The 20,400-nt window shown below is 33.9% G+C and carries 19 protein-coding genes, 2 pseudogenes and 2 other annotated features; of the genes and pseudogenes, 15 read left to right on the forward strand and 6 right to left on the reverse strand.

All coding sequences use genetic code 11. The features are described from left to right. Positions 1 to 203: 203 nt before the first annotated feature. From BAU23_RS08970 to thrS, 3 genes are all read left to right on the forward strand, one after another. Positions 204 to 824 (forward strand): YdbC family protein, encoded by a 621-nt coding sequence (locus BAU23_RS08970; RefSeq protein WP_071734163.1) that lies wholly within the window; start codon positions 204 to 206, stop codon positions 822 to 824. 186 nt (positions 825 to 1,010) lie between these two features. Beyond that, positions 1,011 to 1,718 (forward strand): pseudouridine synthase, encoded by a 708-nt coding sequence (locus tag BAU23_RS08975; protein ID WP_001222156.1) that lies wholly within the window; start codon positions 1,011 to 1,013, stop codon positions 1,716 to 1,718. Positions 1,719 to 1,839: 121 nt separating this feature from the next. Continuing rightward, positions 1,840 to 2,063, forward strand: a binding site (T-box leader). A 37-nt stretch (positions 2,064 to 2,100) separates the two neighbouring features. Continuing rightward, positions 2,101 to 2,323: a binding site (T-box leader), on the forward strand. Positions 2,324 to 2,367: 44 nt separating this feature from the next. After that, entirely contained in the window at positions 2,368 to 4,287 is a 1,920-nt protein-coding gene (thrS, locus tag BAU23_RS08980) for a threonine--tRNA ligase (protein WP_000663072.1), read from the forward strand. A 164-nt stretch (positions 4,288 to 4,451) separates the two neighbouring features. Here the strand turns inward: thrS and BAU23_RS08985 are convergent, their stop codons facing one another. Together BAU23_RS08985 and BAU23_RS08990 are read right to left on the reverse strand one after the other, a co-directional pair. Then, positions 4,452 to 4,670 (reverse strand): helix-turn-helix domain-containing protein, encoded by a 219-nt coding sequence (locus BAU23_RS08985; RefSeq protein ID WP_000974631.1) that lies wholly within the window; start codon positions 4,668 to 4,670, stop codon positions 4,452 to 4,454. Positions 4,671 to 4,680: 10 nt separating this feature from the next. Then, on the reverse strand, positions 4,681 to 5,163 hold the full coding sequence (locus BAU23_RS08990) for a DUF2975 domain-containing protein (RefSeq protein WP_000815885.1): 483 nt from the start codon (positions 5,161 to 5,163) through the stop codon (positions 4,681 to 4,683). Positions 5,164 to 5,540: 377 nt separating this feature from the next. Here BAU23_RS08990 and BAU23_RS08995 point away from each other — a divergent pair, with 377 nt between their 5' ends. The 5 genes from BAU23_RS08995 (at position 5,541) to BAU23_RS09015 (ending at position 11,553) form a co-directional block, all read left to right on the forward strand. Then, a complete protein-coding gene (locus tag BAU23_RS08995) occupies positions 5,541 to 6,308 on the forward strand; it encodes an ABC transporter ATP-binding protein (RefSeq protein ID WP_000106431.1) in 768 nt (255 codons plus the stop codon). An 11-nt stretch (positions 6,309 to 6,319) separates the two neighbouring features. Next, the gene (locus BAU23_RS09000) at positions 6,320 to 8,203 is read left to right on the forward strand and encodes an ABC transporter permease (RefSeq protein WP_071734165.1); all 1,884 of its coding nucleotides are present in this window, start codon (positions 6,320 to 6,322) and stop codon (positions 8,201 to 8,203) included. A gap of 161 nt (positions 8,204 to 8,364) precedes the next feature. Beyond that, positions 8,365 to 9,627: an MFS transporter gene (locus BAU23_RS09005; RefSeq protein ID WP_000661736.1), complete on the forward strand. Its 1,263-nt coding sequence runs from the start codon at positions 8,365 to 8,367 to the stop codon at positions 9,625 to 9,627. Between the two features lie 56 nt (positions 9,628 to 9,683). Continuing rightward, positions 9,684 to 10,550 carry an ABC transporter permease subunit gene (locus BAU23_RS09010; RefSeq protein ID WP_033656737.1) on the forward strand — a complete coding sequence of 289 codons (867 nt, stop codon included), beginning with the start codon at positions 9,684 to 9,686 and terminating at the stop codon, positions 10,548 to 10,550. 1 nt (position 10,551) lies between these two features. Then, the gene (locus BAU23_RS09015; protein WP_000267758.1) at positions 10,552 to 11,553 is read left to right on the forward strand and encodes an ABC transporter permease; all 1,002 of its coding nucleotides are present in this window, start codon (positions 10,552 to 10,554) and stop codon (positions 11,551 to 11,553) included. Between the two features lie 44 nt (positions 11,554 to 11,597). On the opposite strand, the gene BAU23_RS09020 is transcribed toward BAU23_RS09015, so the two are convergent. Then, positions 11,598 to 13,298: a pyruvate oxidase gene (locus BAU23_RS09020; RefSeq protein ID WP_071734167.1), complete on the reverse strand. Its 1,701-nt coding sequence runs from the start codon at positions 13,296 to 13,298 to the stop codon at positions 11,598 to 11,600. A gap of 81 nt (positions 13,299 to 13,379) precedes the next feature. Continuing rightward, positions 13,380 to 14,117: a ZIP family metal transporter gene (locus BAU23_RS09025; protein ID WP_071734169.1), complete on the reverse strand. Its 738-nt coding sequence runs from the start codon at positions 14,115 to 14,117 to the stop codon at positions 13,380 to 13,382. A 154-nt stretch (positions 14,118 to 14,271) separates the two neighbouring features. Between BAU23_RS09025 and BAU23_RS09030 the strand changes: the two genes are divergently transcribed. Beyond that, positions 14,272 to 15,138 (forward strand): MBL fold metallo-hydrolase, encoded by an 867-nt coding sequence (locus BAU23_RS09030; protein WP_001184094.1) that lies wholly within the window; start codon positions 14,272 to 14,274, stop codon positions 15,136 to 15,138. 167 nt (positions 15,139 to 15,305) lie between these two features. On the opposite strand, the gene BAU23_RS09035 is transcribed toward BAU23_RS09030, so the two are convergent. Both BAU23_RS09035 and BAU23_RS09040 read right to left on the reverse strand, forming a co-directional pair. Beyond that, on the reverse strand, positions 15,306 to 16,247 hold the full coding sequence (locus BAU23_RS09035) for a nucleoside hydrolase (protein ID WP_033656579.1): 942 nt from the start codon (positions 16,245 to 16,247) through the stop codon (positions 15,306 to 15,308). 15 nt (positions 16,248 to 16,262) lie between these two features. Then, positions 16,263 to 16,865: a DUF2441 domain-containing protein gene (locus BAU23_RS09040; protein WP_001005799.1), complete on the reverse strand. Its 603-nt coding sequence runs from the start codon at positions 16,863 to 16,865 to the stop codon at positions 16,263 to 16,265. Between the two features lie 229 nt (positions 16,866 to 17,094). Between BAU23_RS09040 and BAU23_RS09045 the strand changes: the two genes are divergently transcribed. The 6 genes and pseudogenes from BAU23_RS09045 to BAU23_RS09070 all read left to right on the forward strand — a co-directional run. Then, entirely contained in the window at positions 17,095 to 17,580 is a 486-nt protein-coding gene (locus tag BAU23_RS09045; RefSeq protein ID WP_071734171.1) for a DUF2798 domain-containing protein, read from the forward strand. 178 nt (positions 17,581 to 17,758) lie between these two features. After that, positions 17,759 to 18,184, forward strand: coding sequence for a DMT family transporter (locus BAU23_RS09050; protein WP_000676024.1), 426 nt, complete (start codon positions 17,759 to 17,761; stop codon positions 18,182 to 18,184). Between the two features lie 18 nt (positions 18,185 to 18,202). Continuing rightward, positions 18,203 to 18,895: a Crp/Fnr family transcriptional regulator gene (locus BAU23_RS09055; protein WP_000369001.1), complete on the forward strand. Its 693-nt coding sequence runs from the start codon at positions 18,203 to 18,205 to the stop codon at positions 18,893 to 18,895. Between the two features lie 19 nt (positions 18,896 to 18,914). Then, on the forward strand, positions 18,915 to 19,385 hold the full coding sequence (locus tag BAU23_RS09060) for a DMT family transporter (RefSeq protein WP_000579020.1): 471 nt from the start codon (positions 18,915 to 18,917) through the stop codon (positions 19,383 to 19,385). A 91-nt stretch (positions 19,386 to 19,476) separates the two neighbouring features. Further along, a pseudogene (locus BAU23_RS09065) lies at positions 19,477 to 19,650 on the forward strand (alpha/beta fold hydrolase); the annotation flags it as partial. Positions 19,651 to 19,731: 81 nt separating this feature from the next. Continuing rightward, positions 19,732 to 20,048: pseudogene (locus BAU23_RS09070) on the forward strand (GNAT family N-acetyltransferase); the annotation flags it as partial. Between the last annotated feature and the right edge of the window lie 352 nt (positions 20,049 to 20,400).

Below are 20,400 nucleotides of genomic sequence, written 5' to 3' on the forward strand. Positions count from 1 at the left end.
ATATTGTAGATGTCCTTTCACAAGGTAATATACAGAGAATCAACTTGCGGTATTTATGATTTATCATCAAATTTCGAGTGGGGAAATGCAGTTTATAGCAATAGAAATGAATAATTTTGATGCTCGTGATTCTGCAGATTATTTTGGTATACCAGAAGAGGCTGCGGCCGGGAAATGGATTGTATTATAAGGGGGAACTAGAAATGTTACTAAAAACAATATTTTGCAAAGTGGAAGAAGAGAAAAGGGAGATGTTTTCGGATGCTCAAGAAAAATGGCGTGATATACAGCATTTAGATGGATTTAATGGACAATTTGGTGGATGGAGTGAAGAGGAAGCATGTGTATTTACTTTATGGGCAGATAGAAATGCATATCAATCATTTATGAATGGTGCTCACGATACAATTTATTTAAATAGTAATCAAGAGGGTACGTTTCTTTCATGTGAAATTGAACTATTTCAAATGTTGTATGATATAAATGATAAGCCTTTGAAAAACGTAGTTACAGAAGGATCATTCGCAAGAGTTGCCATATGTGATGTAAAGGAAGAAAAAGAAAAGCAATTCTTACATAAGCAAGAAACAATTTGGAATAAAGGAATGGAAAAAGCAAAAGGGATGTTAGGTGGGGTAGTTGGGAAGTCTTTAAAAAATGAAAATCGTTACATCGTGTTAACTTATTGGAAAGATGAAAAGATGCATCAAAATTATGTGGAAGAGATTTTTCCTGAGTTAAATAAATCAGCTAATGTTCATGAAGATATAGAAGAGATAAAAGGAAAACAAGCTGTATGTAAGGAAGAGTGGCTTGTATATTAAGTGTACAAAACGTGCATAAATGAATGTATAATTAAGATATTTTCTTATAAATGAGTAATTAATAGAAGACGTTATATACCCTTTCATGTTAATATATTTAAGTTATAATAGGAGGCTTACCCTTTTGTATTGTACGGTAGAAGCAGTGTGAGCTTGAAATTTTTTTTAGAAAAGGATGTGCCTAATTTGCGTATCAATAAATTTATTAGTGAAGCTGGAAAAGCGTCTCGACGTGGAGCAGATAAATTAATTAATGAGAGAAGAGTAATTATTAACGGTAAGGTTGCAAAAATTGGTGACCAAGTAAATCCAGGTGATGATGTGCGCGTAAATGGAGAGCAACTTCGTATCGCTCGAGATCACGTATATATCGCTTTAAATAAACCAGTAGGTATTACATGTACAAGTGAAAAAGCAGTAAAAGGTAATATTATCGATTTAGTGAATCATCCTTTACGAATTAATCACATCGGGCGTCTCGATAAAGACTCAGACGGTTTAATTTTGTTAACGAATGATGGCGATATTGTTAATGAGATTTTACGTGCTGAAAACAAGCATGAGAAAGAATATATCGTTTCAGTAGATAAGCCGATTACACCGGAATTTTTAGAAAAAATGGCAGCGGGTGTTAAAATTTTAGATACAAAAACTCTTCCTTGTGAGATCACACAGTTATCAAAATATGAATTCAAAATTATTTTAACACAAGGGCTAAATCGCCAAATTCGTCGTATGTGTGAAGCTTTAGGTTATCAAGTATATACGTTAAAACGTACGAGAATTATGAATATTGAATTGAATAATTTACCTGTCGGACAGTGGAGAGATTTATCGAAGAAAGAGAAACGACGTCTATTTTCAGACTTAAATTACGAACCACAAGATTGGTAAAATTGAGAAGTGAAACCAAATTTTTTTGGTTTCACTTTTTTAAATAAAATAAATAATATTATTTAACACTTGCAAAAATAAAATGAATAAGATATATTAAATAACAATAAATGGATGTTTTATAAAAGCAAAGAAAAGGACACGAGTTATTTTACCCGGTTATACAGAGAAGGAAGGAAAGCTGAGAACTTCCTAACGCAGAAAAATAACTTACCACCTTAGAGCTGCACTAGGGAAATGAAGTATCTAGTGCCGTGTAAGCGACGTTACCGCAAAAGAAGCCATTATGTTTTTTGTAATGGGAATCTGGGTGGAACCACGAATATAAGCATATTCGTCCCTATTTACTAGGGATGAATATGCTTTTTTGCATTCAATTTTATAATAAGCGAAGAAAAGGACACGAGTTATTTTACCCGGTTATACAGAGAAGGAAGGAAAGCTGAGAACTTCCTAACGCAGAAAAATAACTTACCACCTTAGAGCTGCACTAGGGAAATGAAGTATCTAGTGCCGTGTAAACGACGTTACCGTAAAAGAAGCCATTGTATGTTTACGATGGGAATCTGGGTGGAACCACGGGTAAAAGCACACTCGTCCCTATTTTAGGGATAAGTGTGCTTTTTATTATGAAATGGAGAGATGAAAAATGAAAGAACAGATGATTGAAATTAAATTTCCAGATGGTAGCGTTAAAGAATTTGTAAAAGGAATTACTTTAGAAGAAATTGCAGGATCCATTAGCAGTAGTTTAAAAAAGAAAGCAGTCGCAGGAAAAGTTAATGATCAGTCTTTTGATTTACGACGAAACATTGAAGAAAGTGCGAAAGTTGAAATCGTTACTATGGATTCAGATGAAGGGGTAAAAATTGCAAGACATTCTGCTGCACATATATTAGCACAAGCTGTGAAAAGAATTTATGGTAATGTAAACCTCGGTGTAGGGCCGGTTATTGAAAATGGATTTTATTATGATATGGATCTTCCGAGTAGTGTAAACGTAGAAGATTTACCGAAAATCGAAAAAGAAATGAAAAAGATTATAAATGAAAATGTAAGAATAGAACGAGTTGAGGTCTCACGAGAAGAGGCAAAAAAACTGTTTAAAGAAATGAACGATCACCTGAAATTAGAACTTTTAGAAGCAATCCCTAATGGAGAAAGTGTAACACTATATAAACAAGGTGAATTTGTAGATTTATGTAGGGGGCCACATTTACCGTCAACAGGCTATTTAAAAGCATTTCAATTAACTCACGTTTCAGGTGCATATTGGCGAGGTGATAGTAATAATCAAGTGCTTCAGCGTATATATGGCGTTGCATTTGCTTCTCAAAAAGAATTAGAAGAGTATTTGCATTTTGTTGAAGAGGCTGCGAAGAGAAACCATCGTAAGTTAGGTAGTGAACTTGAGTTATTTATGTTTTCAGAAGAGGCACCAGGAATGCCGTTTTACTTGCCGAAAGGACAGATTATTCGCAATGAATTAGAAGCATTTTTAAGAGAAATTCAAAAAGAGTACAATTATCAAGAAGTACGCACTCCGTTTATGATGAACCAAGAATTATGGGAGAAATCAGGACACTGGGGACATTACAAGGACAACATGTATTTCTCAGAAGTAGACAATAAAAGTTTTGCATTAAAGCCAATGAACTGCCCTGGCCATATGCTTATGTTTAAAAATAAATTGCATTCCTATCGCGAATTACCGATTCGCATGTGTGAATTCGGTCAAGTACACCGACATGAATTTAGCGGGGCATTAAACGGATTATTAAGAGTTCGTACTTTCTGCCAAGATGATGCTCATTTATTTGTAACACCAGAACAAATTGAAGATGAAATTAAATCTGTAATGGCGCAAATTGATTACGTATATAAAACTTTTGGATTCCAGTATGAAGTAGAACTTTCTACTCGTCCAGAAGATTCAATGGGTGATGATAAGTTATGGGAGCAAGCAGAAGCAGCATTAGCGAATGTATTACAATCATTAAATTATAAATATCGACTAAATGAAGGTGACGGTGCATTTTACGGACCGAAAATTGATTTCCACATTAAAGACGCTTTAAATAGAAGTCACCAGTGCGGTACAATCCAGCTTGATTTCCAAATGCCAGAGAAGTTTGACCTAAACTATATAGATGAGAAGAATGAAAAGAGAAGACCAGTTGTCATTCACCGAGCAGTTTTAGGATCTTTAGACCGCTTTTTAGCAATATTAATTGAGCACTTTGGAGGCGCGTTCCCAGTATGGGTGGCACCAGTTCAAGTGAAAGTAATTCCTGTTTCAAATGCAGTACATGTACAATATGCAAATGAAGTTGCACATAAATTAGCACAAGCTGGGATTCGTGTTGAAGAAGATATACGTGATGAAAAATTGGGGTATAAAATTAGAGAAGCACAAATGCAAAAAGTTCCATATGTTCTTGTTATTGGGGATAAGGAAATGGAAAGCGAAGCTGTAAATGTACGAAAATATGGTGAAGAGGAGTCAAAAATTGTTGAACTAGATGCGTTTGTGGAAAGTATGAAAGAGGAAATGAAAAATAGGAAATAGAGATTGATAATAAAACACAACATTAATATGTAATACTGAATTTAAAGTAATTAAAGATATATTAAATAACAATAATAAACGTAGAGAAGGGATAGCTTAATCGCTATCCCTTCATCTTAATTTCACTATCTAATCCCATTGGTTGAAGAAAGTTGTTGTATGTTTTATTGAGTGTATTCGTCACTTTTGTACTCCAAAATATCACCCGGTTGACAATCCAAAGCCTTACATATCGCTTCTAATGTTGAAAGACGAACCGCTTTTGCTTTCCCATTTTTCAGAATGGAAAGATTCGCCATCGTAATCCCGACCCTCTCCGAAAGCTCCGTTACGCTCATTTTTCGTTTTGCTAACATCACATCAATATTAATAATAATTGCCATATCCTCCACCTCAGACCGTTAAATCATTTTCTGATTTTATATTAATAGCTTCTTGTAAAAGTCTTTGGAGAACAGCAGCAAAAACGGCGATCACCATAGAGGCGAAAATGATGGTCAATCCGATTGGTATGAAACTTGGAGGGTCAATTTTTTTCGCCATGAGATAGTAGAGTGGCATACCTAGCAAGTACAAGGTACTGATCGTGATGGCACAGTATTTTATATTCTTTAATGCCTTTACCGATAATTCCGAGAACGCTTGGTTCTTATCAATATAGCTTAAAAGTTTAAAAGCTTGATACAGAGCAAAGTAAAAAGGTATCGCTGACGCGTACATATCGATTAAAACGAGAGATTTCATATAAGCAATATCTGGATACAATTCTCCAGCAAAACTCCCGATCTTAGGCACCAAAAATATACACAATGCAAGAACTGGGATTCCTATACAAATAATAGCTAGCTTTAAAAAGAGTGTTGTAACTTGTTTCATAAAAAGCACCTCGCTTATGTAATAACAACATGATTTTATCATAAGATTTATCGTTTTACAATAAAATTATATTGTTTTCACTTTTATTAAGATGAGCTTTTAATTTTGACAAAAAGAAAGAGCATTTCTCATTACAAAGAAATGCTTTTATGAAGTTGTGTGTTTTCTTGTTTACCTTACAAAAATGTAAGGTAAATGTAAGGGAAATCGAAGGAACGAGTTTTAGAAAAGTGAGAATATGAAAGAGGAAATAGGTTCATTCTACTTATATATATAATTTTGTTAGAAAAATTAAAAAAATATTAAGGGTTTACATGAGAAAAAGATAAGAAATATGTGAGAAATTAATTTTATACAAAAGGGATGGAGTGAAAGAGATGTCAACAAATGTAGTTACTGTAGAAAGTGTAGAAAAAACGTATGGGAAAAGAAATGAGAATCAGTCAAAAGCATTAAGGGGTGTTTCATTAAGTATTAAAGAAGGAGAGTTTGTAGGGATTATGGGTCCTTCCGGATCTGGAAAAACGACATTACTTAATGTAATTAGTACACTTGATCAAGCGACAGGTGGCAGTGTAACAATAGCTGGCACAAATATTACTTCTATGAAGGGTAATGCATTATCAGATTTTCGTTCTCAAAAATTGGGGTTCATTTTTCAAGATTTTAACTTACTAGAAAACTTATCAATTTATGAAAATATCGCTTTACCACTTTCCTTGCAAGGGGTACCGTCAAGTGAGATTACGGGGAAGGTAAATGGAGTAGCAAAGAAATTAGGGATTACTGAAATTTTAACAAAATATCCGACTGCTGTTTCTGGTGGACAAAAACAAAGAACAGCGGCAGCACGAGCTTTAGTACATAATCCGGCAATCGTATTAGCAGATGAACCGACAGGAGCACTTGATAGTAAAAATGCAAAAAGTTTATTAGAAGCGATGCAAGATTTACATGAAAATCACAATGTAAGTATTTTAATGGTCACACATGATGCGTTTAGTGCAAGTTACTGTGAGCGTATTTTATTCATTCAAGACGGTCTTCTTTATAAAGAGTTAAAGCGTCAAGGAACGCGAGAAAATTTCTATCAAGACATTTTAGGTGTGCTCGCTCATATGGGCTCAGCTGCTGAGTCTAAGTAGGGGGCGAGACTATGTTATTCAAATTATCACGTCATAGTATGAAAAAGATGTTAAAAGATTATATGGTTTTACTTATTGGTCTCGTTATTAGTATTAGTATTTTCTACATGTTCCAAACGATGGCGATGAATAGTGAATTTACGAAAGATAATAGTCTCATTAGTAGTATTAGGCTTGTCTTCTGGGTTGGTGCAATATTGCTTTCTTTCATTACAGTTTTTTACATCATATATGCCAATTCTTTTTTACTTACATTAAGAAGAAAAGAACTAGGTATGTACATGATGCTTGGAGCAAAAAAGAAAAAAGTAGCACAATTATTATTTATTGAGACTTTTGGTATGGGGATTGTCAGTATTATTATCGGTATTTTAGTAGGAATAGTACTCGCTAGTGTAGCAGGAAATTTTTTAATGAATGGAATGGAAATTTCAGCAAAAGGTAATTATGCATCTGTATACACACCAGCTATATTAGTTACATCTATATTCTTCTTAATATTATTTTTCATTACTGGTTTAATGAATAGTTTCCGATTATTACGTAAAACAGAATTAGAGTTAATACGTGAAGATGAAACGCAAGATGAAGTGAAGAAAAGTAAAACTCGAATTGTTATTATGACAGTACTAGGTGTGTTACTTGTAAGTACAGGATATTATTTTATGATAAATATAAAAATGTTTGCTGAACTAGGATTTATAATAGCGACAATCGTTACAACATTAGGGACGTATTTCATTTTTAGCTCATTGCTCCCATTTTTCGTGATGAAAATTAAGGGGAATAAAAAACGGAATGAAACGGGATTAAATAGTTTTACTTATGCACAGTTACGTTTTCGAGTAACTAGTTTATCGAGAGTACTAGGCACTGTAGCGATGTTAATTGCATTAGGTGCAGGTGCAATGACAGCAGGTATGGCGTTTCAAAAGAACGTAGGCATTATGACAGACTTCTCACGTGTATATGATGTCGTAATTCATGATCCAAATGAACAAGATAAAGCAGCATTAAAAGAAATGGAAATTGTTGAAGAAAGTAAGTATAAGTATAAAGTAGATGGTGAAGCAGTTTATTATTTACGTAACGATTTAACTGTGAAACCGCCACTTGTTTCTGATCACTTTGATACAAAGACTTTGAAAGAACCTGCTCGTAAACGTGTGGCTGAACCTTTAACTGAACCTGTCTATTCTGCTTTGGACGCTCCTGAAGTAGCGAATAAGCTTCCTCGTATGCCAAAAGATTGGGAAGATGTGGTTGTAAGAGAGATACAAATTACACATAATCAATTTAACGGAAAACCTGTAAGAATTGCAGATGAAGAGCGTTATAAAGGAATTCAAGGAACAGAACATACTGTAACATTAGCAAAAGTAGATGATATGAAAAAATATAAACCATTGTTGCTCGATATAGATAAGAGACAAAAAGAATTAATTGAAAAAACAACAGGCGCAAAAGTAGAACTATATACAAAAATGACAATTTATCAGTTTATGAACAGTTTCATGAGTGGAACAATGTTTATGGGATTTTTCCTCGGAATTGCGTTTTTAGCAATGATGGCGAGTTCTCTAATGTTCAAAATATTAACAGGCGCTTCTCGTGATGTACGCCGTTATGAAATGCTACGAAAAATCGGTGTGAGACGTAGTATGTTAACAAAAAGTATATATAAAGAAATCTCATATTTATTTATCTTCCCAGCGATCATTGGTATTTCCCACGTGTTAGTAGGGCTTAACTTATTCAGCTTTATATTAGTTGACCCGTTTGTGAAAGTGTGGGTGCCAATTGGGATTTTCTTAGTCATTTATTTCATTTATTACTGGATTACTGTTCAACTTTATAAAGGTATGGTAATGCCGAAAGAAGAAGTAGCGAAATAAAATAGTTTAATGGAAAAGTCCTTGTATGAAAACAAGGGCTTTTTCAATAGGATGTTCTTTATAAAGAAGGAAAATATTGGATAATGGTCGAAAAAAATATAATAAGACTTCCGAGAAATTACTGAAATAATACTATTTTGTCGATAGAAAGGATATTACGTATGAAAGAAATGCTACAGTTATTTCGAAACAAAGTGTATGCACGTTTTTTTCTAGCAAATATTTTAGAGAGACTAGGTTCTATGATTGCCGGAATTTCTTTAATGTTTTACTTGTTAGATCAATACGGAAAACAACCAGTTTACGCAACGATGACGCAAATTATGATTGCATTACCTGCACTAATCTTTTTTTTATTAGTAGGGACAGTAGTGGATCGATTTGATAGACAACGTATTTGTACGGTAAGTAATATATGTTGTTCAATTTGCAATATCGGAATTCTAATTTCGCTTTATTACGGGATGATCATACTAGTCTTTATATTTTTATTTTTGGAAAATGCATGTATCCAATTTTTTTCTCCATCAGAACAGGCAATGATACAGGGAGTAGTAGAATCAGACCAATACGGTGCAGCGGCAGGTATTAATCAAATGGTAAATAGTTTATATGCTTTATTTGGTGTAGGGATTGCGACGATGGTATATTGGACATTTGGAATTTACGGGAGCATTTTAGTAAATACGTTCACCTTTATTGCGAGTGGTATTTTGATTCAAACGATCTCAATTCCAGAAAAAGTTCGTTTGCCAAACGGTAGAACAAAATGGAAAGAAGTTAATTTGAAGATGTTAATAACAGAGTTTAAAGTGGGGATTAGATATATATACCAAAATGAAACTTTAAAAAAATTACTTTTAGGATTTATCGTATTTGGACTACTAAATGGTATTTTAAGCGTATCCACTACTTACATATTAAAATACAAATTAGCGCCAGCAACATATGAAAGCTTAGCAATGGTTGGTGGAGTAGTTGGAGGAATCTCACTACTAATTGGAAGTATAGTAGCAACGAGTATAGGTAAGAAATATGCACCAAAATCTATTATTGTATTTGGGATGGCGGGCTCTGGGGTCTTCTTCGGTATGTGTTACTTTGTAAATCACGTATGGTCTTTCTATGTATGTATCGCTTTTGCGACTTTCTTTTTACCGTTTATTAATGTTGCAATATCGGGCTGGATGTATGAAATTGTAGAAGAGTCATTCATGGGACGTGTTCAAAGTTTACTTAGTCCATTAACGACAGGATTCCAGCTGCTATCTCTCGGTGCGATAGCAATGTTGTTCCCAAAATGGATTGGTGCAGATACATTGTATATTATTTTATTTGGTTTATTATTATTTGTTACGTGTTTATATCAAGCTATTTTACCTAGTGGGAAGAAGCAAGTGCAGGGTATAGCTGAAGAGATGTAACATATGTAGGTTTTTATTTCTGAATATTCTTTCGGATTGTAAGGGGGGATAGAGTGATAGTGATGCGAGTTGCTAAATGGTGTGGGATTACTTGTTTACAACTACTAGCTGCAATCTTATGTATAATCTGCCTAGGGGCACTACCGCGTTTATTTAAGGGATTACAAATTGATTTAATTGGTTTTTGGAACACAGTTGTGTTTCTTGGAGAGAAGTTACTTCAACCAGGTGAAATTACGTATGGATTTCGGAATTCAAGAAAGTTATTTCCACAAATATGGATTCATTATGTAGAGACAATGTTTGTATTTATTTCGGCATTTATACTATCTTTACTCATTGCGTATCTTATCGTTGTGTGGGTATTACAGCGCTCTCAATCAAAGCAACGTATGTGGAATGGGGTTTTCGTCGCACTTGAAAGTATTCCGGACATTTTATTAATCTTACTATCTCAACTTCTAGTAGTAATAATCTTTCAAAAGACAGGTTTTATGCCAGTGAAATTTGCAGGACTTGGAGAGGAAAGGGCTCGCCTGTTACCAATAATATGCCTTACTTTACCTACAACATTATTATTTATTAAGTTACTACTATTACGTTTCAGAGAAGAATTAGAGAAAGATTATAGTATATTTGCAAAGAGCAAAGGACTAAGTTTAAGACATGTTTTGACGCACCATATTTCAAGAAACGTCTTGTTAACAACAGTCTATTATGCAAAAACGAATATTTTATTTATGTTATCAAACTTATATATTATTGAATGGCTGTTTAATACGTACGGTATGTTCGTTTTCGTGAAAGAAAATCCAAAATTAGAAATATTTACAGTTAGTTTAGTTATATTATACGTACCGCTTTTTATACTATTTCGTTTATTACATACGCTTTTACAAAATATTATAAAGGAGCGTGTGTAACATGTGGCAACTTGTAAAAAGAGATGTGAGATTTTGGCTAGGTGTTACTTTTTTGAGTGTACTAATGATTGTTAGTATTGGAAATACGCTGTTTTTCGATGGGAATATTCGTGAACTAACGATGATGTATAACGAAAAAGGAGAATTAGAGGCTGCTCCGTTTTCACCGTCGAGTAAATTTTGGTTTGGAACTGATGAGAAAGGCCGTGACCTGTTCCAGTTAATAATTGAAGGAGCGAAATGGACAGTTGGTGCCAGTATCGTTATCGCAATTTTACGTGTAGTAATTGGCGGAACTATTGGTTTATTACTTGGTATGTACAGTAAACGTTCATTTCCAGTTATCTCATCTTTTTTTGATCCGTTTAGTATTGTACCGATGATTATGATTTCCTATTTTATGTTAAATGAAGTTTTAATGTTTGAAAGTGGAGAGGAGGCTGCTCCGTTACATTTGCGGGTTGCGTTTCAAATTATAGTTCTTGCTTGTCTTGCTGTACCAACTGTTATGTTGTATGTAGCGCAAGAAGTAAAACGTATTAAGAATGAAGAATTTATGTTGGCGGCCACTGTGCTCGGCGGGAGTAAATGGCAGAGGTTGAAACGCCATGTATGGCCGCATATGCTACCATCATTTCTTTTATTAGTAGCCCAGCAATTTGTAAGTACTTTATTACTCCTCTTGCATCTTGGTTTGTTAGAATTATTTTTTGGCGGAACAATAATTTTTGGTACAGATGCAGATAGTGTAACAAAGGAATGGACTGGCCTAATTGGTCAAAACTTCCGTCACTTAACTACTCATACATGGATTGTACTTATACCAATCGCTTTCTATAGTATGACAATTTTGTCAGGAAATCTGATTAGTAATAGTATGCAAGATGCGATTAAGCTAGGAAATGTAAGAATGCCGAAGAGGAAGGATAAAGAAGTGAAAGTAGAGAAGCAAGTACAACCTGCTATAAATGATTTTTCTTTCTATAAAGAGGTACAAAAATAAAGAAAGATAGCTGAAGACAAATTGTTTTCAGCTATCTTTTTTGTTTAAAGTGGTGGTAAATCAATCTTACCTTCTTCAAATAATTCTTTTATCATATGTTTCGTATAACCAGCTGCTTGACCAAATGTGATTTTTGCTGGCATTGGTGCTTCATTTACATCTACAACTACATCAATAATGCATGGTTTACTTTGTTTTACCGCATTTTCAAAGGCAGGAAGTAAGTCATCTAACTGTTCGACGCGGTATCCAATACCACCGCACGCCTCTGCGTATTTTGCGAAATCAGGATTCGTTAAGTCTGTACCAAATTCAATATTCCCCATAACTTCTTGTTCGAATTTAATCATAGCAATTTTATTATTGTTTAATACAACAACAACGATTGGTAGTTTATATTTAACAGCTGTTACGAAATCATTCATTGTCATTCCGAATCCGCCGTCACCACAAACTGCAAACACTTGTTTATCCGGGAAAGCAATTTGTCCAGCAAGTGCACCAGGTAAACCGCAGCCAAGTGTTGCAAGCCAGCTAGAAATGATAAATTTCTGGTTTGTCATACGGAAGTGCCTTGCCGTCCATACTGTTACATTTCCAACATCTACTGAAAGAATTGCATCATCTTCTGCTACTTTCTGCAGTGCATGCATAACTCGTTGTGGTTTAATTGGAGTAGAAGAGTCTTCTTCTTGGGTGTGTAATTTTCCCTCCCACTTTTTCATCATTTCTTGATGGTGCTTTAAGAAGGAATGGTCCTCGTGTTTTTCTACATTTTCAATTAACCATTTTAATGTTTTATCAGCATCACCAGCTAAGCCGATATCTGTCGTATAACGTTTCCCGATTTGTGCGGGGTCTGTATCAATATGAAGTGTTTTTGCTTTTTCGGGTAAGAAACCAGTAAACGGATAAGAAGTACCGACCATAATTAAAGTATCTGTATGCTTCATCGCTTCATAAGAAGGTTTCGTCCCGATTAATCCCAATCCACCGATACAAAGAGGGTGTTCATCAGGAACAATTCCTTTAGCTGGTAATGTAAGTACGATTGGAGCGCCAATATGTTCTGCGAATGCAAGTAAAGATTCTCTCGCATGTTTAGCTCCTTTTCCAGCTAAAATAACAGGTTTTGTCGCTTCATTTATTGCGAGTTTCGCTGCATCTAAATCTTCTTTTTGCGGAAATAGCTCAGGCAATGTAAAAGAAGTGTTTGTAACACGAGCACCATTTTTTACTTCGAATTTCGGAACATCATCTGGAATAGTAAGAACGGATACACCTTTTTTCGTATATGCCATACGAATCGCTTGATTCACTACAGCAGGTAGTTGTTCAGCTGACATTATTCGTTGGTTATAAACCGCAACATCATCAAACATTCTTTCTAAGTTTACTTCTTGGAAAAAATCCGTTCCGAGTAAATCGGTTTCTACTTGTCCTGAAATTGCTAGTACAGGAGCTTGATCGAGTTTTGCATCATATAAACCGTTTAATAAATGGATAGCCCCAGGTCCTGCAATAGCCATACAAACACCAAGTTTTCCTGTTAATTTCGCATAGGCTGCCGCTGCTAACGCACCAGCTTCTTCATGGCGAACTTGAATAAATTTAATTTTATCTTGTTTTTTTCTTAAAGCCTCAATTATTGAATTGATGGAATCTCCAGGCATACCATATATGTGTTCTACTCCCCAGTCAATTAATAAATCAACTAATGCTTCACCAGCTGTTTTTCCAAACATAATTGTTCCTCCTCATAATAGGTAGATAACATTATGTTTTGGAGAAAAAGGAAAAATATACAAATGATAAAATTTTTATCTTTAATGATGACCGGCGAATAGTGTAAATACTGTTATTAGTAAAAATCCACTAATTGCCCACGTTAGAAATGTAAGGAAAGAGAGCTGTTTCTTAGCTTTCCAAAGCATTTCGTGAATTGTGACATAACCAAGTGAACCGATAGCGCTTCCCATAATGAGTCCTTGTAAATGAAGAGCTTTTCCTTCCATCAAAATTCCAAAAACCGTACCGGTCCCGAGAATAAGAGAAAGTAATAAAGTTGTTAATAGAAATGAAATATATTTATGCTTTGTAAAGAGGAAGGGGATAATTAAAGCTAATCCTTCTGGAATATGGTGAACGACAATTGCTATTAAAAAGGGAATGGCAGAGTCATTATGATTTATAAAAGCTGTTCCTAGCGCAAATCCACTCGGTATATTATGAATAAATATAGCGAAAGAGAGAAAAAGGAAAGTCTGCCATGCTTGTTGATCTTTCTTATGTATATTCGGATGATGGCAATAGTTATCTAATAAGCTCATAACTAAAATACCGATAGCTATCCCAAGTATAGGACCTATTATTTCATAGCTTGAAAATGTTTCAGGAATAATTTCAAGTGATAATAAGCCAAGTAAAATCCCACCACATAATGCGTATAAGCGATGCATCTTTTCTTCAATTAGTTGACGTGTTGCAACTCCAACAGCGCCTCCTAATAGTAACCCACCGAATGAAAAAAACGTAACAATCATTGGAATCCATAATCGTTCCATCGTATCACACTCCGATTCTTCCACTTATTTTTAGCTTACGAAAAGGAAAGTTAGATTAGTCCAAGTAATTGTGTTTGGTTATAGAGAAAAAACTAGCAATTCGTTATAATTTATATATTGAATTTAAGTGGAAAGATGAAAAGGGGAATTGATTATGCAGCAAATTAAAAAAATAGGAAACTCATTTTGGTATATGACACCTGTTTCTGAAACAGATAGACCAATATTAGGAATGGTCGTTGGAAAAGAAAAAACTTTAATGATTGATGCAGGGAATTCAGAAGAACATGCACAATTGTTTTTAGAAATGCTAAAAGAACAGAATGTATCAAATCCTGATTTTGTAGCATTAACGCATTGGCACTGGGATCATATTTTTGGATTGCCTGTACTACAAAATACATTAACTATTGCACATTCTGAAACGAAAAAAGAGATGCAGACACTAGTTTCATATGAATGGACAGATGACGCATTGGATGCACGAGTAAAAGAAGGTACTGAAATTGAATTTTGTGCGGAATGTATCAAAAAAGAGTTCAGTGAAAAACCAAGAAATATTAAAATTATTCCTCCGACCTTAACGTTCCAGGACCAACTTGAATTAGACCTTGGTGAAGTGACATGTGTGTTAAAGCATGTGGGCGGAGATCATGCACATGATTCCGTTGTTATGTACGTTAAAGAAGAAAAGATTTTATTTTTAGGAGACTGTATATATGCAGATATTTTTTCTTCGAAATGGAACTATACGACAAAACGAACGTTTACATTAATAAAAGAATTAGAGAAATTTGATGCTGAAACTTATATTCTTTCTCATGGAGAAGCTATAGACCGGGCTGAATTTTTACAAGAAATTCATTTACTAAAAACAATTGGAACTTATACAGAAGCTCATAAAGGCGATGAAGAGAAGATAAAGGTAGCGTATAAAAGAGAGCTAGATAGAGAATTAAATGAGGAGGAACTAGAAACAATAACGTTTTTTGTAAACGGTTATGAAATGATTAACCTGTAAAACGCAACTCTAATCAAATAGCATTAAACTGCACAAAAAGAGTATTGAAGTTTACTTCAATACTCTTTTTAATAAGTAAATATTAAGCCGCAGCCAATTTGAAGCTTTTTTGTAGGCCCATCATCTGAAGTTATTCGACTTTATTTATTTTTCGTATAGATAGAATTTCAAGTAGAAGCTTTCTTTGCTAATTCAGTTATATAGTTGAAAAAACTATTGTGGTTTACATCATAAACGACATTTACAGGTCGCCCATCATCAGTTTCCACTGTACGCCCTTGGCTAGGTCCGTATGTATGAACAATACTATTAATCGTTTGTACCTTTGCAAGATCAGCTTTCCCAACAAATGCAGCAGTTAATACATCCCACAAATAGTAAGTAGAATTAGTTGAAAAGTGAACAAGAGGAGGAACCATTGCATAGCATTGACCAAGGAAATCAACACCAATATACTTACGCTCTTTTGCCCATTGTTCACGTATGTCTATAGTTAGCGGAACCTGGTTTGTACTTTCTAGAGTTACTAAATCAATGATTATATTAGCATTCCAAACACGAGCTACTGCTTCGGGATCCCAAAATGAATTCCACTCGGCTGTTCCGTCATGTTCCGGCTCGTGTACATTGCCTGCAGTACGAAATGTACCGCCCATCCAAACGAGACGTTCAATTTTATCTTCGATTATGGGAGCTTCATACAATGCACGAGCAAGATCAGTTAGGGGCCCTGTAAATAATAAAGTTGTTTTTCCATCAGTTTGTAGAAGAGTTTCTATTATATGATGATGTGCAGGTTTAGCAGCTGCAGGTGTTACAACTTTTCCAGACTCATTTAAAATGGGTAAAGCATCAACATAAAATGCATGCATCCGCCAGTCTTTTGGAAATGGATTTTTCCCACGAGAGTTTGATGCTGCTACTTCAATATTACTTTTGCCGAAGCGATCGATAATTTTACGACTTGCAGACATTGCTGGTTCTAAATAGCAATCTGCTGGGATAACAGATACACCAGTAAGTGCAATGTTTTCCATTTGAAGTAATAAAAATAATGAAATTAAATCATCTACACCACCATCATGATTGAAGTACACTTTTTTCATCATTTTAATCTCCATTCTTTAAATTTTAATTGATGAAAAATCATCAATAATTTCCACCACTTCAATCTCCCCATTAATGAGTAGTTCAGGAAGATCATTTTTAACATTTCCTTTCCAATACTCTTTAGCTTGTTCGATTTTTTGAGAGAAAGAGATACCATCTTCCTTCGGTAAAAGAGTTCCGTCACCTTCAAAAGAACTACCAATCACTCGTAGTTTAACAATCTGTAAAACTTCTCGATTGTAAGAATCAAATAATGCTTTCCATTTCAAAGCATCTTCATAGCTTTTGGAAGCATATAAGCAAGACAACCTTGAAGGGTATTCAGGATATTCTTGCAGCCTAACCATTTCTACAATCGTTTCTCTAACCGCTCTTATTGTTTGATCCATATAATTCATAACTACTTGAGCATTTTCATTATTTATATGTAATCCGTCACTTTTATAATGATTATTTAAAATTTTTATGCCATCTTCACCGTTAGAATTTAATTGTTCTCTTTCAAAAAAGAAGTGATATAGAGTATTAGTTTGATTTGTATCGAATTGAATGATTTGTCCGATTTTCATTTCTTTCCTTGTAACGATGTGATATGCGTAAAATTCTGATTCATTCATGGGTATCCTCCTAGTAGTAATTATCGAATATTGTAATGTTAAATTTATTAATTCAACATTGAAATATATAAAACCTTTATAAGTAAAGAGCTATAAAGTAGGGGGATTTGAGTGAAGAGTGAAAAAAGTACATAGGAGCGTTTTAAAAAAGTTCACAAAATGTTCACTTACGAAGAGGTTTCCAATATCGATATAATGACAAAGACTCGAAGAGAAGGGATGATGAAAATTGCCAACAACAAGAAAGGAAAACCTCCAATTTGGCATGATGATGTGCCTAGGGATGGTTATCGTAATGACATTTTACAATTTATTAATGAATGGAGCAGGAGGGCCAATTCATTTTAAGGAGATCGCATTAGAACTAATTATTGGATTTATTATTGCGCTATTAATTGAAATATGTATTGTTGGGCCCTGTGCGAAAAAAATTGTATTCGCGTTACCGTTTGATAAATCAAAGAAAATAAATACTATCGTTGCGATGGCGACAGTAATGGTAATTGGGATGGTTTTCTTTATGTCATTTTACGGAATGGCTATGATGTATTTACATGGTGGACTACACGGAGATTCGTTTGTTTCCATTTATTTTTCAATCTTTATGAGGAACTTTATTGTAGCGTATCCATTACAATTAATGATTATGGGGCCACTTGTGCGTTTCTTATTTGGAAAGTTTGTTTTGAAGAATAAAGGTGTTAATGTAGCATAGTTTTAATTATTAAAATATAATATATAAATAAAACATTTTAACACATCTCACATATTTTGAGATGTGTTTTTTCTTGTTGATTCTAGTTATTTTCAAACTGATGTGACATTTGTCCTTTTGCCTTTATAGGATTATAGCTTTTAATTAAGTCAGAAATAAAAGATTAGGAGATGATTTTTTGAAAGGTATTATATTTGCTGTTTTTGCGGGTGTATTTATAACACTTCAAGGAACCTTTAATGCGAAACTTAGTTCAGATATAGGTATATGGTCGACGAGTATTATGACGCATTTAATTGGATTTCTCATTGCAACAACTATATTTTTGCTAAAGAAAGAAGAGAAAGTAACGGATTTAAAGAGTGTAAAAAAAGTATATTTAGCAGCTGGTGCACTAGGTGGCTTGATTATTTGTGCAGAAACAATGGCGATATATTCAATGGGAGTTACATTAACAGCTGGAACACTTATGGTTGCTCAATTATTAACAGCTACTGTTATTGAAATGAAAGGATTATTTCATATAAAAAAGATACAAATGGAGAGACACCATATTGTGGGAACAATAGTAATGATTTTAGGTATTGTTGTGTTTAATATGTAAGGAAAGAAGGGACTGTAAGTGGATAATAAATTAGACTTAATAATTCAATATTTGAAAGCTTATAATATGCTTGGAATTTTTTCAGGAATAAGTACTGACAATTTTCAAGTAAATCATTTTGAAAAAGGCAAGCTTATTTGCGATAAAGATGATGAAATTAATCGTTTATATTTTGTTGTTAAAGGCAAAGTAAAAGTTTACACGATTACACCAGAAGGAAAGAAACTAATCCTTCGCTTTATCAATCCATTAGCAATTGTTGGTGATATTGAATTAATACAAAATAGCAAAGCACATAATGTTGTTGAAGCTTGTTCAGATGTTGTAGCAATCTCCATTACTAATACAGTTATTAGAAATAAGTTATTACATGATCCTATATTTATGATGTTCTTGCTTGAAAACATTGCGAACACGTTAAAAATATCGACTCGTTTTACAGCTCTAAATTTACTTTATCCGGTAGAAGTACGTGTAGCTAGTTATTTACTTTCGATTTCAACGGATAGTAATGGGAATATGTATAAAGAGGATTTAGATTCAACTTCTGTATCAAGTATTGCAGATTTTATAGGGGTAAGTTATAGGCATGTAATTCGAGTTTTACAAAAATTTTATAGTGAAAAATTAATTGAAAAGAATAATGGAGTTATTGTAATTAAAGATTTTTCTAGAATGAAGGAAGTTGCTAAAGATAATATATATGAGTAATGAAGGGGAGAGAAGGATTATGATTGGATTTAGTTTAGCTATATTAGCTGGAATATTAATTAGCTTACAATCTGTTTTTAATACGAAAGTGAATGAAAATGTAGGACAGTGGTTAACAACTACATGTGTTCTTGGAATAGGTCTCATAAGTTCTGTTTTATTTTATATCATTACAGAGAAAAGTATAAGAGTTAACTTTTATACTACAAATTATTTATTTTATATAAGTGGATTGTTTGGTATCGGATTAATTATTTGTATAATGGGTGCAATAAAGAGTTTAGGTCCAGCTTATACGGTGCTCATTAGCCTTATTACTCAATTAGTTGTTGCGTTATGCATTGATACATTAGGATTGTTTGGAATGGAGAGAGTACCTATACAAATAAATAAATTAATTGGTATAGGTCTATTAATTGTAGGGGTTGGAATTTTTAAAAATCTTTTTTCGGATAAGAAAGTTAGTACTATAAGTGAGGATAGGGCCTAAAGAATTTAAAGGAAATAGGTGTTAATAATTAGAACATATACATTTAGATAGTAGTAAATGAGCGATAAGGAGAGAAAATAAGTGATTCAGTACACGTGTCATTGTTGGAGCGTATGACTATAATACTGGTGTGGAAATGAGTAAAAGGATAACGAGTCATATGAAAAATAGTAAACTTATTATATTTGAAAATAGTGCACATTTTCCAGATATCGAAGAAACAGATAATGTATGTGAAGCGATTATAGAGTTTTTAGAAATATAGTATAAAAACAAAGAGAGGATTAATTATTGGAATATTGAGTTATATAAGGTGTGAATTATTTATAGATGGGGAGGATGCAATATGATTGAATATAGAAAAGCAAGACTAGAAGATATGCAGGGGATTATTAAAGTGTGTTCAGATGGCTATAGAAATACATACCCAGGTTTGTTGCAAGTGATAATGGAGAAATACTAGGTGCTGGTGGAGGTGGCTTCACTGGTAAAGAAACAGCAGAGTTATTTGTAATATATTTAAATCCAAATAGAAAAAGAGAAGGTATTGGCACAGAATTACTTTCTATTATTACAAATGATCAAATTGAACGGGGTGCAAAGGAACAATGGGTTTCAGTTGCAAAAGATAATTTTATGGGAATCCCGTTTTATCCCGCATTAACGGGCAGTAAAACTCCCACCTCAAAATTCGGCTGGAACAAAGAAGTTAGGTGGGAGATCAACTGCCCGTAAACGCCCGATTGGTTCAACTAATAATCAGTGGGGGATGAACAAAACCCCCACTGATTAAAGTTTCACTTTATGAAGCAGTTGGTTTTATATATCAAGATGAAATGAAAGACCTTCATATGGGCTTCCTGTAAACGAAGATTTCACATCTATTCGATACAAACGTGAGTTAGCAAGCAGCTTAGTTAAAAAATAGGAACAAAAAGCCCTTTTTTATATGAGATCTTATTTGTATAAGCGTAAGCGTCAAATATTCCAGACCTACAATTTGTTAAGAAACAAG

This window comes from Bacillus nitratireducens, from assembly GCF_001884135.1.
GTDB lineage: Bacteria > Bacillota > Bacilli > Bacillales > Bacillaceae_G > Bacillus_A > Bacillus_A nitratireducens.

What these genes read in the sequence shown, in the direction of transcription:
- BAU23_RS08970 (WP_071734163.1), top strand. Translation starts at nt 204, where the DNA reads ATGTTACTAAAAACAATATTTTGCAAAGTGGAAGAAGAGAAAAGGGAG.
- thrS (WP_000663072.1), top strand. Translation starts at nt 2,368, where the DNA reads ATGAAAGAACAGATGATTGAAATTAAATTTCCAGATGGTAGCGTTAAA.
- BAU23_RS08985 (WP_000974631.1), bottom strand. Translation starts at nt 4,670, where the DNA reads ATGGCAATTATTATTAATATTGATGTGATGTTAGCAAAACGAAAAATG.
- BAU23_RS08990 (WP_000815885.1), bottom strand. Translation starts at nt 5,163, where the DNA reads ATGAAACAAGTTACAACACTCTTTTTAAAGCTAGCTATTATTTGTATA.
- BAU23_RS08995 (WP_000106431.1), top strand. Translation starts at nt 5,541, where the DNA reads ATGTCAACAAATGTAGTTACTGTAGAAAGTGTAGAAAAAACGTATGGG.
- BAU23_RS09000 (WP_071734165.1), top strand. Translation starts at nt 6,320, where the DNA reads ATGTTATTCAAATTATCACGTCATAGTATGAAAAAGATGTTAAAAGAT.
- BAU23_RS09005 (WP_000661736.1), top strand. Translation starts at nt 8,365, where the DNA reads ATGAAAGAAATGCTACAGTTATTTCGAAACAAAGTGTATGCACGTTTT.
- BAU23_RS09015 (WP_000267758.1), top strand. Translation starts at nt 10,552, where the DNA reads ATGTGGCAACTTGTAAAAAGAGATGTGAGATTTTGGCTAGGTGTTACT.
- BAU23_RS09020 (WP_071734167.1), bottom strand. Translation starts at nt 13,298, where the DNA reads ATGTTTGGAAAAACAGCTGGTGAAGCATTAGTTGATTTATTAATTGAC.
- BAU23_RS09025 (WP_071734169.1), bottom strand. Translation starts at nt 14,117, where the DNA reads ATGGAACGATTATGGATTCCAATGATTGTTACGTTTTTTTCATTCGGT.
- BAU23_RS09030 (WP_001184094.1), top strand. Translation starts at nt 14,272, where the DNA reads ATGCAGCAAATTAAAAAAATAGGAAACTCATTTTGGTATATGACACCT.
- BAU23_RS09035 (WP_033656579.1), bottom strand. Translation starts at nt 16,247, where the DNA reads ATGATGAAAAAAGTGTACTTCAATCATGATGGTGGTGTAGATGATTTA.
- BAU23_RS09040 (WP_001005799.1), bottom strand. Translation starts at nt 16,865, where the DNA reads ATGAATGAATCAGAATTTTACGCATATCACATCGTTACAAGGAAAGAA.
- BAU23_RS09060 (WP_000579020.1), top strand. Translation starts at nt 18,915, where the DNA reads ATGATTGGATTTAGTTTAGCTATATTAGCTGGAATATTAATTAGCTTA.